Genomic DNA, 15552 nt, shown 5'->3' with positions numbered 1-15552 from the left:
TTGAGTATAATATAAAAAATTTTTCAGGAGGTGCATCATGGGATTTGAAAAATTTGCAGAAGCAGTGGAGATTAAAAATGGGAAAGTTACAGTAAAAGATAAAGAATCAATTAAAAATTTAATGGATGAACTCATATTTGATGCAGTTTTTGAAGGATCAGATGATGTAAGAGTAAAAAAGCTTTTAATAATTAAAGAAATTGCAAAAGAAATAGGAGCAATACCAGCCTCAATTCAGGAATTATATGAGGAAATGGGAAGAGAATTTCCTGGATTTACAGTTCCTGCGATAAATATCAGAGGATTAACATATGATGTGGCAAGAGCAATCTTTAGAAAGGCAAAGGAGAAAAATGTTGGTGCCTTTATATTTGAAATTGCTCGCTCTGAAATTGGCTATACAAAACAGAGACCTCTTGAATACTCAGCCTGTGTTTTAGCTGCTGCTGTCAAAGAAGGATTTACAGGTCCTGTTTTCATTCAGGGAGATCATTTCCAGATAGTAAGAAGACATTTTGAAAAAGACCCAGAAGCTGAAGTTAACTATGTAAAAGGCTTAATAAAAGAGGCAATTGAAGCAGAATTTTACAATATAGACATTGACACTTCCACTCTTGTTGACCTTAGTAAAGATACAGTGTATGAACAGCAAAGACCTAATTTTGAATATACTGCTCAGCTTGCGGAATATGTCCGTAGTCTTCAACCTGAAGGTATTACAGTATCAATCGGTGGAGAGATTGGTGAAATTGGTGGTAAAAACTCAACACCTGAAGAAGCAAGAGCTTATCTTGATGGATTCAAAGATGTTTATAAAGGAAACAAAGGCTTAAGCAAACTGAGTGTGCAGACAGGCACAAAACATGGTGGAGTAGTGCTTCCTGATGGAAGCATTGCGCAGGTTAAGATTGATTTTGAAACTCTTAGAGTTCTTTCTGAGCTTGTAAGAAAAGAGTATGGTCTAAGCGGATGCGTTCAGCATGGGGCAAGCACTCTTCCAGAGGAAGCATTTGATAAATTCCCTGAAACAGGCACATCAGAAATACATCTTGCAACAGGATTTCAGAATATAATTTATGATAGCAAAGCTCTACCAGATGATTTCAGGAAGATGATTTATGAATTTCTTAAAAAGCAGTTTGCCTCTGAATGGAAGGAAGGTCAGACAGAAGAACAATTCATTTACAGCACCCGCAAAAAAGGATTTGGTCCTTTTAAGAAAGAGTGGTGGAGCCTGCCAAAAGAGGTTAAAGAAACCATCATGAAAGAGCTTGAGGATAAATTTGAATTACTTTTTGGCAAGTTAAAGGTTTTCAATACAAAAGATATTGTTAACAGGACTGTAAAAGTTGTCAAAGTGCCTGTGAAGATTTAAATTTAATTTATTATGAGTAAAATAGAGGAAATAATCACCGTATTGCAAAAAGAGAAAAATGAATTGAAAAGAAGATTTGGAGTATTAGAAATAGGTATTTTTGGTTCTTATGTTAGAGGGGAAGAGACAGAAAAAAGTGATATTGATATACTGGTTGTTTTAGATGAAAAATTCAGGACATTTGACAACTATATGGATTTAAAAAATTTTCTTTCTGAGATTTTATCTACTGATATTGATCTCGTAATTAAAGATGCTATTAAACCTTATTTAATGCCTTACATATTAGAGGAAACTGTTTATGTCTAAAAAGAGGATTCTCTTCGTTATTTTACAGGATATTCTTGAAGAAATAAAGAGAATAAAAAGGTTTAATAAATGTATTAATTCAGTAGAGGAATTTAGTGATAATGAACTCGTAATGTATGCTACAATAAAAGCTCTTGAAAACATTGGAGAAGCAGTAAAAAAAATACCCGAGGATGTACGACAAAAATATCCAATTGATTGGAAAAAGATTGCAGGATTAAGAGACATTCTTATACATGAGTATTTTGGAATTGACAGTAAAATAATCTGGAATATTATTGAAGAAAAAACTTCCCGAATTAGAAAAAGCTGTCAATTTTTTAATTAATGAGCAACATTAAGGAGGCATTTTATGGAAACAGTAGGAATTATTGTAGGTGGAGGACCTGCTCCTGGAATAAACGGAACAATAAGTGCTGCAACAATTGAGGCAGTAAATCAGGGCAAAAAAGTTGTTGGAATAAAAGGTGGATTTAAACCTCTCTTTGATGGTGATCTTTCCTGTGCTGTGCCTCTTACTGTTGATGATGTTTCAAGAATACATACGAAGGGAGGCTCAATACTGAGGACATCCCGTGAGCATGCAGAGAGAGTTAAGGAAAGATTCCCGATTTTGATGAAAACATTGAAAGCTCTTGGAATAAAATATCTCATTACAATTGGTGGAGATGGGACTCTTTTTATGGCAAACTGGATTGAAAGAGAAGCAAGGGGAGAGATAAATGTTGTCCATGTCCCAAAAACAATAGACAATGACATTCCACTTCCAGGAGGTGCTTCTACGTTTGGATATGAAACAGCGAGACACTGGGGAGTAGAAATTGTAAAAAACATTATGGAAGATGCAAGGGTTACAGCAAGATGGTATTTCCTTACAATAATGGGAAGATACACAGGTCATTTGGCTTTAGGTGTAGGCAAGGCAGCGGGAGCAACTCTTACAATAATTCCCGAAGAGTTCCAAGAGGAAAAGATCTCATTCAGAAAAGTAGCTGATATTCTCACAGGAGCAATAATTAAGAGACTAAGCATGGGAAGAGACCACGGAGTTGCCATTCTTGCCGAGGGTTTATCTGAGAAGTTTGATCCTGACGAACTAAGTGAATATGAACAGCTTGAAAAGGATGAAACAGGAAGAGTGAGACTCAGTGAGATTCAGCTTGGAAGAATTATGAAAAACTTTGTTAAAAAATCTCTTGAAGATATGGGGATTAAACTGACAATTGTTGATAAAAACATTGGTTATGAACTGAGGTCTGCTGACCCTATACCCTATGACATAGAATACACACGAAATCTTGGCTATGGAGCAGTCCGCTATTTATTGAGAGGTGGCACAGGTGCTATGATAACCTTTGAAGAAGGTCATCTCCGTCCCATTCCATTTGTTGAGCTTATAGATTACAGAACAGGTAAAGTTAAAATAAGAAAGGTTGACATCACCTCAGAAAACTATGAGGTTGGGAGAAAATACATGATAAGACTTGAAAAGGAAGACTTTGAAGGTAAGCGTCTTAAATCCCTTGCCAGTGTGGTAAGAATGACAGAAGAGGAGTTCAGGGAAAGATTTTATTATGTCACTTCATAAAAGGCGTATAAAGAATAAAAAAGAATTCATTCCACTTGATTGGGAAAGAGCAGAAAAAATAAGAGAAGTTCTTCATTATCTCTACGAGATTAACAAGCTTGTTCCAATCATCGTAGAGGGCAAAAAGGATAAGAAAGCTTTAAGAGACATTGGTTTTGATGGTGAGATAATTACACTGCACAGCGGAAAATCCATATATGAGTTTACTGAAACAATAGCTCAAAAATTTGAAAAGATTGTTTTACTTATTGACTGGGATGAAAAGGGTGAAGAACTCTACTCCAAAGTAGGTGAAAATCTTCAGGGAATGTGGGAAGATTTTGCCTCCATCCGTGAAGTTTTAAAATTGCTATGTCAGAAAGAGATTACAGAAATAGAAGAAATTCCATCACTTTTTCAAAGAATTGCAGGACAGAGCCTTGATGTAAGACAGTGGGACGAATAGATCTTGGCAAAGAGGGAGAGAAACTGGCAGTTGATTATCTTTTAGCCAAAGGATACGAGATTCTTGAAAAAAACTTTCGTACCCCGATTGGCGAGATAGATATTATAGCAAAGCATGGCAAATATATTGTTATTATAGAGGTTAAAAGAAGAATGTCAGAGAATTTCGGAAATCCTGAGATGGCAGTGAATTACAGAAAGCAGGAAAAGCTTAAAAAATTGGCACTTTTCTATCTAAGTAAACTGGGTAAAGAATATCCTGTAAGATTTGATATTATAGCCATAAAAGACAAACAGATTAAGCACATTGAGAATGCTTTTTACTGAAATGTATTGATTTTTTTATTCTGAGTTTGCTATTTTTTAAACATGCCAGTATTAAGTTTACCAAAATCAGTAAGAGAACGCCTCGGAGAAGATGCGGCAGAGGCATTTATTGAATTTTTGAAAGAGTTTGAAAAAGAAATAAAAGATGACCTTGCCACAAGAAGAGACATTAAAGAGATTGAAGCAAGAATTAGGGAAGTGGAAGCAAATATTGAAGTAAAACTTGCTCAATTCAAGATAGAAATAATTAAATGGGTAGCAGGATTTTTAATTGCTCAAACCGCCATCCTTGCTGGTGTTTTTGCAGGACTTATCAAATTATTTTTCTAAAAATCAGTTTCACTGTTTTATTGCATAAAAAAGCTTCATAGATACAAATCCAAAAATTAAGGGCGTAATCCATGGTGATACAAAGGATGGTAAGATTTTTGAATAACCCATAAACATAAAGAGTGAATATACAAGCCAGTAAACTATTGTTATGAGCAAACCTATCCCTACGGTTATGATTCCACTGCTTCCTCCTCTGGTTTTTGAGAAAATAAAAATAAATTTTTCATGGGCACCAAGAGGCAAAGAAATTCCAAGCACCATCATGAAAAATGTTACAAAGTTATATGAAAGCCTTCCACTGATATCAGTATCAATTTTAGGATTGCTCAATCCCGCTCTTTTAAGTTCTTTTCTTTTCTGAATAAGTTCTACTATTCCAAACTCTTCAATTTTTTTAATATCTTTAAATGTGGCAACGGATATCTTCAAATTAATCGGATAGTCTGTTAATTCGGATTTTTCAACTTTGCCGGATAAGAAATCATAAATCAGGGCATTTTTAAAAATCCATGAGTTTTCTTTTATTTCTGTCTCCTGAGCATCTATTCTTTTGGTTAAGATATTGTTTTTTATAATAAATGCTTTTACATCCTTTGCCTTTCTTTGCCCCGCCAAATATTCTCCAATTTTTATCACAGTTCCATCCTTGGCTCTGAGAAAAATATTTTTTTGTACAGAACTTTTCCCTTTCATGGTCAATTCTTCAACCATGATATTTAATTTTTTCGTAAATTCTGGCTGAATAAACTCTCCAAATATAAAGCCAGAAATAGAGATGACAATACCTAAAATTAAGAAGGGCTTTAAAAGGACTCTTAATTTTCCGCCAGAAACAGAAAGAATTAGGAATTCCCTGCTTCTTACACCAACTGAAAATATAAAGAGAGAGGTTACAAGTGTGACAAAAGGTATAAGATAAAAAATGTATCTGGGGATGCTGTATAAACCATATTTAACAAAAAAAACAGCTGAAGGTTTATAAGGCATAAAATCATCTATTTTTTCAATAAGCCCAACAATTGACAGAAGAAGAGACATTGAAAAAAGCAGAATTAAAAAAGTTTTTAAAAACTCTTTTATGTAGCTCTTACATACGATATTCATTTTTTTTCCAGCTCAAGCCTGTATCAGAATAGCGTTTGCCAGTCATTTTTTAATCCTGAAATAAATAACGAAAGCTAAAAATCCCATGACTAAAACAGGCATAAGAGAACCAACTTCTGCTGATGTTTTTCCTGCTTTTGCAACATTTGCTCCATATATCATGAAGATGTAATAAATTGCAAATATAGCAAGCCCTACTGTAATTCCTCCAATTCTACCACTTTTCCCGACAATAAGACATAATGAAGGAGCTAAAAAAACACTTATTATGCATAAAATAGGTAAAGCCAATCTCTTATAAAGCTCCAGTTTGTAATCTATGCTCTTTGATCTTTCAGTAACAATTTTTGAAAAAAGCTCAATTAAAGAAAGCTCACTGATTTTTTTTGCTATTGGATCTATATTTGGAGAAAGCTTGAATATATACTCTTTAAAGCTTACTTCATTTAAAGATGTGCCTTTGTTAAAATAAGCTTTCCCGTCCAACAAACTTAAATTTATATTGTCTTTTTCCTTTTTAATAACTCCTTCCTTAGCAATCACTATTTTTGTCTCATTTTTTCTCTCATCAAAAATTACCACTTCTTTTAAGTGTAAACTGTCAGGTTTCTCCTTCACAAAAATTGTTACATCTTTAAATCCCTGATTGAAAACTCCTTCTTCCAGCCCAAGAGGTGCTCTTTCTGCAAGAATACTTAAAATTTTTTCTCTTACAAGACTTACTCCTGCTGGCGCAAGATAAAAACTCATCAGAGTAGTAAGAAAAAATGCTGCTGTTGCAATGTATATAGCGGGTTTGAATGTCTTTTTATAGGGCATGCCGCTTACCATGTAGATTGTCATTTCATTGTCTGCCTGAGTTCTTCCATAAGTAAGCAAAACACCGAGAAGCAAAGCCATTGGAATTGTAAAAATAAGCAACTGAGGCTGTAAAAGGATTATGAGCAAAACAAGATTTGGCAAATCTATTCCAACAGAAGCAAATATTTTACTTAGTTTAAACAGTTTTTCAATGATTAAAACAGCATTTAAAAAGGCTATTGAAAGAGCAATATTCTGAATAAGCTCCCGGGTTAAGCTGCCGTAAATAACTTTCATTAAAAAATACCCTTTTTAAGAATATCATGAATGTGAATTAAGCCTTTAAGTGTTCCATCACTGGCAGGCACAATAAGGCTTGTTATAGAGTATTTCTGCATCGTTGAAAGGGCAACTGCTGCAAGCTCTTCTTCATTTATAGTTTTCGGGTTTCTGGTCATGATCTGAGAAGCTCTCAGTTCAAAGAGCTCCTTACCGTATTTCTGAACACCTCTTCGCACATCGCCATCAGTAATAATTCCAAGAATCTTTCTGTTTTCATCAACAATTATAACAACGCCAAGTCTTTTTGATGAAATCTCCAAAACAGCATCAAGCATTACAGTATCAGGATAGGCAACTGGAAGTTCTTCCCCAGTATGCATCAGGTCTTTAACTTTTGTTAGCATTTTTCTTCCAAGAGAGCCTCCCGGGTGGAAGAAAGCAAAATCCTCTTTTTTGAAACCATTACGCATAATAAGTGCCACTGCTAAAGCATCTCCCATTGCAAGAGTAGCTGTTGTTGATGCAGTTGGAATAAAACCAAATGGACAGGCTTCCTCTTTTACTGATACATCCAGTGTCACATCAGCCTGTCTGGCAAGGGTTGATTGAGGATTTCCAGTAAGAGCAATAATTTTCACATTGAAATATTTAAGATAGGGAATAAGCCTTAAGACTTCCTCTGTCTCACCACTGTTACTTATAGCAATTACAACATCATCCTCTGTAACCATGCCAAGATCACCGTGACTTGCTTCAGCAGGATGCATGAAAAATGAAGGCGTTCCAGTGGATGCAAGAGTTGCTGCAATTTTTCTTCCCACAAGCCCTGACTTGCCCATTCCTGTTACAACAACTCTTCCCTTTGAGTTATGAATTATCTCAACAGCTTTGAGAAACTCTTCGTTAATTCTTTTTTTAAGGTCTTGAAGAGATTGTGCTTCAATTGTAAGAACTCTTTTTGCTACATCAATGAGATTTTCCATAAATTTTATTTTAAGTTAGTATGAGGTTTTATTTCAAACAAAAGCTACTTTTATCAAGAATTAAAAATAGATCGCCATCTATAAGATTATCTATAACTTTAAATTTTTCTGTAAGGGTGCAGGCGAATCTTTGTAACTCTTCTACAGAAAAATAAGTAACCCCGATGTCTCTTAATTTTGTTTTTTCATTAAGGCATGTAAAAACAAGTCTTTCTCTCGTATGCTGAAATAGTATTTTCACGCATCTCTGCATGAGCTCTTTTACATCCTGCACAGCAAGATTGAATACACCAATTGCAACGGTAAGATCAAAAAACTCTGATAATGGTTCATTTTCAATATCCATAACATAAAACTCCGCTTCTGGGTAACTCTTTCTGGCAACTTCAATTAGCGAAGGATTTATATCTATGCCTGTATAGCGACATCTGACTCCCTTTTCCTTCAAAAAGCCGTAAAAATCTCCTTTTCCACAGCCAAAATCAAGCAGAGTCTTGCCCTCAGGCTCAATTAGTTTAAGAACTGTTTCATATCGGAGCAACTGACCTGTGCGTGTCCATCCCACTGATTCAGGAGTGTTTTTAAAGTGAATCAGCCTTTTTGTAAAAAAATCAATTACATACTCCTTTGCAAGCTCATCCATCCTGTTATGTTATACTAAAAAATGAAGATTATTCCAGCAATTGACCTTAAAGATGGAAAATGCGTAAGACTTCGTCAGGGTAAGTTTGATGAAGTAACAGTTTATTATGACAATCCCGAGGAAGCTGCATTAAGATGGCAAGCTGAAGGAGCAGAAGTCCTTCATGTTGTTGACCTTGATGGAGCAAAGCAGGGCAGACTGAGCAATCTTTCGTCAATAAAAAAAATCAGAGAAGTTTTTCATGGTGCAGTAGAGGTTGGTGGAGGAATAAGAAAGATAGAGGACATAGAATTGCTTTTAAATTCAGGAATTGACAGAGTAGTTCTTGGAACAGTATTAGCTCATAATCCTGATTTTGTAAAAGAGGTATGCAAAATATTTCCTGAAAGAATAGTTGCAGGCATTGATGCAAAGGATGGGTTTGTAGCAGTAAAGGGCTGGGTTGAACTTACAGAGCTAAAGGCAGCAGAGCTTGCCCTTAGGATGCAGGATTACGGAGTGTGGGGAATAATTTATACTGACATATCAAGAGATGGGATGCTTACAGGACCAAATATTGATGCAACAAAAGCGATTGTTGAGGCTGTTAACATTCCTGTAATTGCTTCAGGCGGAGTTTCATCAATGGAGGATATAAAGAAGCTTGCTGAAATAGAAAAACTCTGGGGAGTTATAACAGGCAAAGCAATCTATTCAGGCGCAATAAATTTAAAAGAAGCAATTGAGTTGGTAAATGCGATTAAGTGAAGAGGTGTTAAAAGCCATTAAAACTCTTGCCAAAAAGTATTTTGGAGAAAACTGCGAGGTTCGTATGTTCGGTTCAAGAGTTGACGATACTCAGAAAGGCGGAGATATAGATATATACATAAGCACTGAGATGAAGGATGGAATAATTGAGGCAAAGGCTTCATTTCTCGCTGAACTTAAAAGAAAAATTGGAGAGCAAAAGATTGATATTCTTGTTGAAAATATGCATAAACCTGAAGAAAATTCAATCTACGAAATAGCAAGAACATGTGGTATAAAAATATGAAGAGCTCTTAAGTTACATAAAAAATAAAAAAATTCTGGAGTAAGGTATGCTTGCTAAGAGAATTATACCCTGTCTTGATGTGAAAGATGGAAGAGTTGTAAAAGGTGTGAACTTTCTCAATCTCAGGGATGCAGGTGATCCTGTTGAGAATGCTCTTTACTATGATGAGGAAGAGGCTGATGAGCTTGTATTCCTTGATGTTACAGCATCCCATGAAAAAAGGAAAATCATAATTGATGTCGTTGAAAGGACTGCCTCAGTTGTATTCATGCCTCTTACTGTTGGTGGAGGAATAAAAAGCCTTGATGACATAAGAGATTTACTTAATGCAGGTGCTGATAAAGTTTCTATTAATACAACTGCTGTCCGTGATCCATACTTTATTCAGAAAGCATCATCACGTTTTGGCTCACAATGCATAGTGATTGCAATAGATGCAAAAAGGGTTGATAACACATTCAATCCAAAAGCTTATCCACAGGAAAAATGGTTTGATGACCCTGAACTACAGGATGTGCTTTACAATGAAAACTCAAGATTTGTTCTGTCAACTCATGGTGGAAGACTTATGCGTCCAATTGATGCTACTGCATGGGCAAAAAAAATGGAGGAATTCGGTGCTGGTGAGATTTTGCTTACGAGTATGGACAGAGATGGAACCCGTGAAGGCTATGACATAGAGCTTACAAGAGCAATTGCAGAGACTGTTACAATACCAGTTATTGCCTCAGGAGGTGCGGGCACCTTAGAGCATCTCTATGAAGCCTTTGCCCTTGGCAAAGCAGACGCAGCTCTTGCAGCGTCCATATTCCATTTCAGAGAATACTCGGTAAGAGAGGCAAAGGAGTATTTAAGACAAAGAGGAATTCCTGTAAGAATCAGTTGATTTTTTATAAAAAAAATTTTTACACTTTTTAATGTTAAAAAAGATTTCAATAAACTCTTTTTTAGCATTAATCTTGATATTTATTCCCTTTTTAGCTTATGCAGAAGACCTTCAGAAAGCAGTTGAGCAATACAGAGCAGAAAACTATGAAGAGGCCTTTGAGATATTAAAAGAGGTTTACAAAACAAAGCCATCAACAATGGCAGCCTTTTATCTTGGACTTACATACAAACAGACTGGAGATTACAGAGCTGCAAAGGACTATTTTTATAAGGCTCTTACTGGCACACCAAGAATAAATGATGCCTATGTTGAAGTTGCTGAGGTTTTATATTTTCTTGGTGAGTTAAAAGAGGCAATTCATTGGCTTGATGAGGCTGAAAGAGAGTTTGTCATGCCTTCAAGGGTGATGTTTCTTAAAGGAGTTGTTCTTTCAAAGATGGGAAGATTTGATGAAGCAAGAAAGGCTTTTGAAAAGGCAAAATCAATTGATCCAGCACTCACTCAGGCATCAGATTTACAGATAGCACTCACATATGCCTCTGAAAGAAAGATAAAGGAGGCAATGAAAAGCCTTGAAACTCTAATAAAGATTGAACCAAAGACAGATATAGCAGAGTTTGCATCTGATTATCTTACAGCATTAAAGACTGCTTTTAAGGAGTGGAGCATTACATTGGGAGTTGCGTATCAGTATGATGACAATGTTGTATCAAAGCCTACAACTATAATTGGAGTTACAGCAGTTGATGAGATTTCAGGGAAAAGAGACTCAGCGGTGACAAACACCCTGAAGCTTAGTTACAGAACTCTGCCAGGAGGAGATCTATTTTTTACAGGAGACCTCACTCTTTACACAAAAAACTACTTTCACTCCTTCAAATATGACACTACTTTAAGCACGGTTACATTAACCCCTGGATTAAACATCAAAGATGGATTCATAACGCTTCCAGTAAGCTACTCCCACATGTGGATTAATGAAAGAGAATATATGTCATTCTTTTCAATTACTCCAACCCTGAGCATTCAGATTTTTCCCGGGCATATAGGTCAGGTTTTTGCTGGATACGGTAAAAGAGAGATGCTTAAATACATTGAAGGTTTTAATCCTGATGAAGACAGGGATAGCAGTCAGTACAGTATTGGAGCTGGATATTTTTATCCTTTTAAAGAAAAAGGAGTTTTATATGCAAGATATGACTACACAGTTGATGATACTCAGGGAATAAACTGGGATTCTTCTTCCCATAGAGTTTCTGCTGGGCTGGTATATCCTCTGACAGAAAAACTCAGCCTTCAGATAGCAGGAGAGCATACCTGGCAGAACTATAAAAATATTAATACCCTCAGTGCAAGAGGAGTCCAAGGTTTTCCTGAAACACCAGAAAAAAGAAAAGACAGGATTTATTCATTAACATCTGGATTTATCTTTGATGTTTCAAAGACAGTGAGAGCAAATCTTAACTACTATCACTTAAGAGCTGACTCTAATTTTCCTATTTACGATTACAGGAGAAATATTTACACATTTGAGTTAAGCTTTAACTTTTAAGGAGGCTTAAGATGAGAGAAAAATCGCTGCGGGCAAAGCGAGAAGTCTTCTCATTTTTCTTTTTTTCATTAATTATGTGCTTTTTATTTATTTCCATAGCTCATGCAGAGGAAGTGGGGAAAATAACAGCACTTCAGGGAAAGGTTGATATATTAAGGGCTGGCAAGTCTCCAGCAGTCCCTGCAAAGATAAATGAGCCTGTTTATTTAAATGACATAATAAGGACAAAGACAGACTCAAGAGCAGAGATAACATTCAGAGATGGAACAGTTGTAAAAATTGCACCCCGTAGCAGAGTTGATATAAGCGAGTATTTTGTTGATGGTGAAACTCTCAAGGTTACACTCAATGTGCCAAGAGGCAAGGTAGGAGCTGCTGTAGCGGAAAAAAGCATTGAAAAAATAAAGGCTTCACCAAAGGCTAACAGATTTGAGATTAAAACACCAATAGCAGTTGCAGGAGTAAGGGGAACAAACTACATAGTTGCCCACTATCCAACATATTCAACCGTAACTGTTATTACAGGAAGGGTTTATACCTATAATATTCAGCGCCCAGAGATTGTTGTTGAAGTTAAAGCTGGTGAGAGCACGATAGTAAGAGAGGGAGCTCCACCATCACCACCAAGAGCAACTACACCAAAAGAGATTGAAAGAGAACAAAGAGATATAACTGTTGCTAAGGAAGAGATGTCTCCTGCTGGTAAAGAAGAGACACGGACAGCTTCTGATGAGAAAGCCTCTTCTGCAGAGACAATGCCTGTAGCAGTTGAGGCAACTGCAGTATTAGAGAGAAAGCCTTTTGCAACTCAGCTTGTGGGAAAAACAGTTACAGAGACCCTGGTTGAAGCTACTCCACCCATTACGGAGACAATACCTTCTACTACCGAGTTTCTAATGGATGTAAGTTTTCAAAGCATTGAACCAATATCAGCATCTGATCCCAATATAAAGCTGAATTATACAGTCTCAGCAAACAGAAACATAAATGTTAAATACAGAGTCATACAAGGAGGTAGTTATGGTGACTGGATTACTGTAAATACAGTAGCTCAAAATCCTGTCTATTTTTCAGTGCCTGTTATGGGTTATGGTTATTCCTCATATCAAGTTGAGATAGAAGCAAATGATGAATCTGGCAATACTAAGAAATGGTTTTCTTCAATCATTAATCCTCTTTCTAAGTATCTCACAGGAACGATTGTAACTAATGCAAGTAGTTCAGTAACCGGATATGCTGCAGGAGCAACAGGGTTTGACAAGGGAATGCTCAAACTTACAGTTGCAAATCCTGTTTCCTTTAGTTCCACATTTAATGCAGGAGGAGGAGATAGCTCAACAGGTTGCTGGATTTTAAAAGGAACTGCCTCCTCTTCCTATTTCAGACTTCTTACGCCAGATTATCTTTTTACAGGAAGCGGTCCTTCTTCAATTACTCTTGAATCTGGAAGTATAAAATCATTAACCACTGCACCATGGATATATGTAAAGCCACTTAATTTGTCTGCCCAAATTACAGGATATATTCATCATTATGATGGCAGTAAAATAGATGAACTCTCAGGACTCCCTCAGTCCACCATATTTATTGGAAGAACAGGGCAGTTGAATTTGCCATCAAATATCAATGATTCAGTCCCATATACCACTGAAAATTACACAGTTGGATATGTTCCTTCTCATGATATACCTGAGCCAACAATGCTATGGGGTTCTTTTCAGCAAAACTCTGGAAGCAGTCTAAAGCTTCAGGGATTTGCTGGAGGCTCATGGGAGCAGGATTATGCTATCTATGGATTATACATTGGTTCTGACAACTCTGCAGGAATTATTAAAGGCTTAAAGGGAGGCTATAACTTTTATGATGAAGGCCTTCACATCTTTGATAGTGAACCTGTCATTACACTAAAAAAGAAAGCAGATGGTTATTCCGCAATGAATACATGGAGGAACTATATTGAGGGTTATTATCAGGGATTCTTTAGAGGCGGAAGTGGAACTCCGACAATATCAAGGCAGGATATAAATGCTACATCTTATGGTGCAATTGGTTCAGCCTCTCTTTCTCTTAAAAAAGGAAGCTATATTGAGCCATGGGGAGTTTTTGGAATAGAGCTTGGTGGAAGTCATTCTGCAACATCACCAACAGGATTTACACTTGAATTTGGGGGTGACTCTTGGGATAACAGAGATGCAGATCCAGACAAACCTGATTACTGGGTCGGCTCTATTTCAGATGCAACAGTATCAGGTAATAGAATGTCAGGAACATTCACTGGCAGATTCATGACTCCAAACCATTATGGAACAGTAGAAGGTAAACTGTTTGGTGATTTTGGTTCAGATAAATGGGTTGGTGTTGTGCTCGGCAGTTATGAACCAGTTATGGAGCTTTCCCATATAAGTAATATTGTATCAGGTACAGACACGAGTAAGATTTACAAACAGAATTTTTCACCAACACAAGCAAGAATTAATGCATATCTTGGTGGAGATAGCTTCTGGAGTAAAGGCTACGGAAGTATTTATTCAGTGGGAAAGATTGTTGATGATTCTAATGAAATAGATTTTAGCACTGACAAAGGCTATTTATGGTATGCACCAATTACCTGGTCATTAGGTTCAAATCAGTATTCTGGTTATATAGGTGGAAGATTTGCAAAAAAATCAGATACAACATATAACATGTCTGCCTATCTGGCAGGAATATATAATGATTCAACGAACAAGGGAATTTTTATAGGAAATCTCTCAACAGATGGATCATCAAATGTATTAACCCTTGAAAAAAGATTTTTCCTTGAAGGTGAAAACACTGTAAGGGCGGTAACTATTGATACAGGTTCAATACCTTCAACTCCCTCTCCAGCAGTTATCTCAAATCTCAGTGCTGATTCTAATGAGTATGGAATAACAATAAATATTTATAATCAGGAAGCCAAAATTGTCATGGATACAAACACAAATGAATACAACTTTGGAGCAGGCATAATTGGAATGGGAGGAACATACAGCTCTGCTCCCTCAGGCTTATGGAATATAACATATACTGGAAGCTTTGAAGGACAGCCAAATACCTTTGGTGCTTTAATTAAAGGAGATTTATGGGGGAGTGAAAACAGTATTCAGAATCTAATTCACGGTAAAACATATGCATATTTTGCAGACATAACAGGAACTCCCGCCGTAACAGGAATATTCGTTGGTGAAACTGTTGGAACCTTTGACCCAACAAGTTGGCAGGCAATCACAGTGGGAGTAGCTTTTGAAACGCAGAAATTCTTAAGCATGGCATGTCCGGGAGGAACATGTAATACATCAGGAACTGGGTTTACAGAAGACCAGGAAAAGCTTAGAAAACTTGGCATACCTGTTGTTGAGGTTGGAAAAGCAAGTTTTAGTGGTTCAGGAAACAATCTAACAGTAAACATGAATGATGTTGTATTCTTTTCAACTCAGACAGGACAAAAGCCTCTGCTCTGGTCAACGGCAAATGTAACTGGAACATATTCTGGAACACCAACACTAAATCAGTCTGTCACTCTCAATGCTACATCGGGAGCTTCAGGTTCTGTTCAGTTTACTCCCACATATTGGTCAGGTGGAGCATGGGCGGCAACAGTGGCAAATGATACTGCCTATCCAGTCCAGCTTTCAGGTGGTTCATATACAGGTTCTGTAAACATGCAGGGTGCTGCTGCAGGAACTTACGGAAGTGGTAGTTTTTCAGGAACAGCATCTGGGATTGTAAGGTAAGGAGATTCCTCGCCTGCCTCTGGCAGGCGAGGAATGACAAAAATGTCGGAATGACACTTACTCTGTCATTGCGAGCCGAGGGCGTGGCAATCCCCTACGCTACCCGAATCTGTCATCCAGAACTTCTCTTTTTG

General features: G+C 36.8%; 16 protein-coding genes. 12 read left to right on the top strand and 4 right to left on the bottom strand.

Features of this window, described 5'->3' with window-relative positions; genetic code table 11:
• Window positions 1-37 precede the first annotated feature (37 nt).
• The 7 genes from V4D30_RS06415 to V4D30_RS06385 are packed head-to-tail and all read left to right on the top strand — an operon-like array spanning window position 38 to window position 4373.
• Window positions 38-1375: a class II fructose-bisphosphate aldolase gene (locus V4D30_RS06415; RefSeq protein WP_353683497.1), complete on the top strand. Its 1338-nt coding sequence runs from the start codon at window positions 38-40 to the stop codon at window positions 1373-1375.
• Between the two features lie 12 nt (window positions 1376-1387).
• Complete coding sequence (locus tag V4D30_RS06410) at window positions 1388-1684, top strand: nucleotidyltransferase family protein (RefSeq protein ID WP_353683496.1); 297 nt, start codon at window positions 1388-1390, stop codon at window positions 1682-1684.
• Window positions 1677-2012 carry a HepT-like ribonuclease domain-containing protein gene (locus V4D30_RS06405; RefSeq protein ID WP_353683495.1) on the top strand — a complete coding sequence of 112 codons (336 nt, stop codon included), beginning with the start codon at window positions 1677-1679 and terminating at the stop codon, window positions 2010-2012. The genes V4D30_RS06410 and V4D30_RS06405 overlap by 8 nt, the downstream gene beginning before the upstream one ends.
• A gap of 24 nt (window positions 2013-2036) precedes the next feature.
• Complete coding sequence (pfp, locus tag V4D30_RS06400; protein ID WP_353683494.1) at window positions 2037-3272, top strand: diphosphate--fructose-6-phosphate 1-phosphotransferase; 1236 nt, start codon at window positions 2037-2039, stop codon at window positions 3270-3272.
• Complete coding sequence (locus tag V4D30_RS06395) at window positions 3259-3717, top strand: toprim domain-containing protein (protein WP_353683493.1); 459 nt, start codon at window positions 3259-3261, stop codon at window positions 3715-3717. The genes pfp and V4D30_RS06395 overlap by 14 nt, the downstream gene beginning before the upstream one ends.
• Window positions 3705-4043, top strand: coding sequence for a YraN family protein (locus V4D30_RS06390; protein WP_353683492.1), 339 nt, complete (start codon window positions 3705-3707; stop codon window positions 4041-4043). The genes V4D30_RS06395 and V4D30_RS06390 overlap by 13 nt, the downstream gene beginning before the upstream one ends.
• A gap of 42 nt (window positions 4044-4085) precedes the next feature.
• Entirely contained in the window at window positions 4086-4373 is a 288-nt protein-coding gene (locus V4D30_RS06385; RefSeq protein ID WP_353683491.1) for a DUF1640 domain-containing protein, read from the top strand.
• A 9-nt stretch (window positions 4374-4382) separates the two neighbouring features.
• On the opposite strand, the gene V4D30_RS06380 is transcribed toward V4D30_RS06385, so the two are convergent.
• From V4D30_RS06380 to V4D30_RS06365, 4 genes are read right to left on the bottom strand one after another with little or no spacing between them, the layout of a single operon-like run.
• The gene (locus V4D30_RS06380; RefSeq protein WP_353683490.1) at window positions 4383-5480 is read right to left on the bottom strand and encodes an LptF/LptG family permease; all 1098 of its coding nucleotides are present in this window, start codon (window positions 5478-5480) and stop codon (window positions 4383-4385) included.
• Between the two features lie 42 nt (window positions 5481-5522).
• Window positions 5523-6578, bottom strand: a complete 1056-nt coding sequence (locus tag V4D30_RS06375) for an LptF/LptG family permease (protein ID WP_353683489.1) — start codon at window positions 6576-6578, stop codon at window positions 5523-5525.
• Window positions 6578-7546 carry a KpsF/GutQ family sugar-phosphate isomerase gene (locus tag V4D30_RS06370; protein ID WP_353683488.1) on the bottom strand — a complete coding sequence of 323 codons (969 nt, stop codon included), beginning with the start codon at window positions 7544-7546 and terminating at the stop codon, window positions 6578-6580. Before V4D30_RS06370 ends, V4D30_RS06375 begins: the two co-directional genes overlap by 1 nt.
• Before the next feature lie 28 nt (window positions 7547-7574).
• Window positions 7575-8189, bottom strand: coding sequence for a class I SAM-dependent methyltransferase (locus V4D30_RS06365; protein WP_353683487.1), 615 nt, complete (start codon window positions 8187-8189; stop codon window positions 7575-7577).
• 21 nt (window positions 8190-8210) lie between these two features.
• Here V4D30_RS06365 and hisA point away from each other — a divergent pair, with 21 nt between their 5' ends.
• The 5 genes from hisA to V4D30_RS06340 are packed head-to-tail and all read left to right on the top strand — an operon-like array spanning window position 8211 to window position 15418.
• Entirely contained in the window at window positions 8211-8936 is a 726-nt protein-coding gene (hisA, locus tag V4D30_RS06360; RefSeq protein ID WP_353683486.1) for a 1-(5-phosphoribosyl)-5-[(5-phosphoribosylamino)methylideneamino]imidazole-4-carboxamide isomerase, read from the top strand.
• Complete coding sequence (locus tag V4D30_RS06355; protein WP_353683485.1) at window positions 8923-9222, top strand: nucleotidyltransferase domain-containing protein; 300 nt, start codon at window positions 8923-8925, stop codon at window positions 9220-9222. Before hisA ends, V4D30_RS06355 begins: the two co-directional genes overlap by 14 nt.
• Before the next feature lie 46 nt (window positions 9223-9268).
• Window positions 9269-10108: an imidazole glycerol phosphate synthase subunit HisF gene (hisF, locus tag V4D30_RS06350; RefSeq protein ID WP_353683484.1), complete on the top strand. Its 840-nt coding sequence runs from the start codon at window positions 9269-9271 to the stop codon at window positions 10106-10108.
• 31 nt (window positions 10109-10139) lie between these two features.
• Complete coding sequence (locus tag V4D30_RS06345; protein WP_353683483.1) at window positions 10140-11663, top strand: tetratricopeptide repeat protein; 1524 nt, start codon at window positions 10140-10142, stop codon at window positions 11661-11663.
• Between the two features lie 11 nt (window positions 11664-11674).
• On the top strand, window positions 11675-15418 hold the full coding sequence (locus V4D30_RS06340) for a FecR family protein (RefSeq protein WP_353683482.1): 3744 nt from the start codon (window positions 11675-11677) through the stop codon (window positions 15416-15418).
• The last annotated feature ends 134 nt before the right edge of the window (window positions 15419-15552 follow it).

It is taken from the genome of Thermodesulfovibrio sp. 3907-1M (assembly GCF_040450955.1).
Taxonomy (GTDB): domain Bacteria; phylum Nitrospirota; class Thermodesulfovibrionia; order Thermodesulfovibrionales; family Thermodesulfovibrionaceae; genus Thermodesulfovibrio; species Thermodesulfovibrio autotrophicus.
The sequence above is the reverse complement of the archived record's forward strand: the minus strand, read 5'-3'. Positions and strand labels throughout refer to the sequence as shown.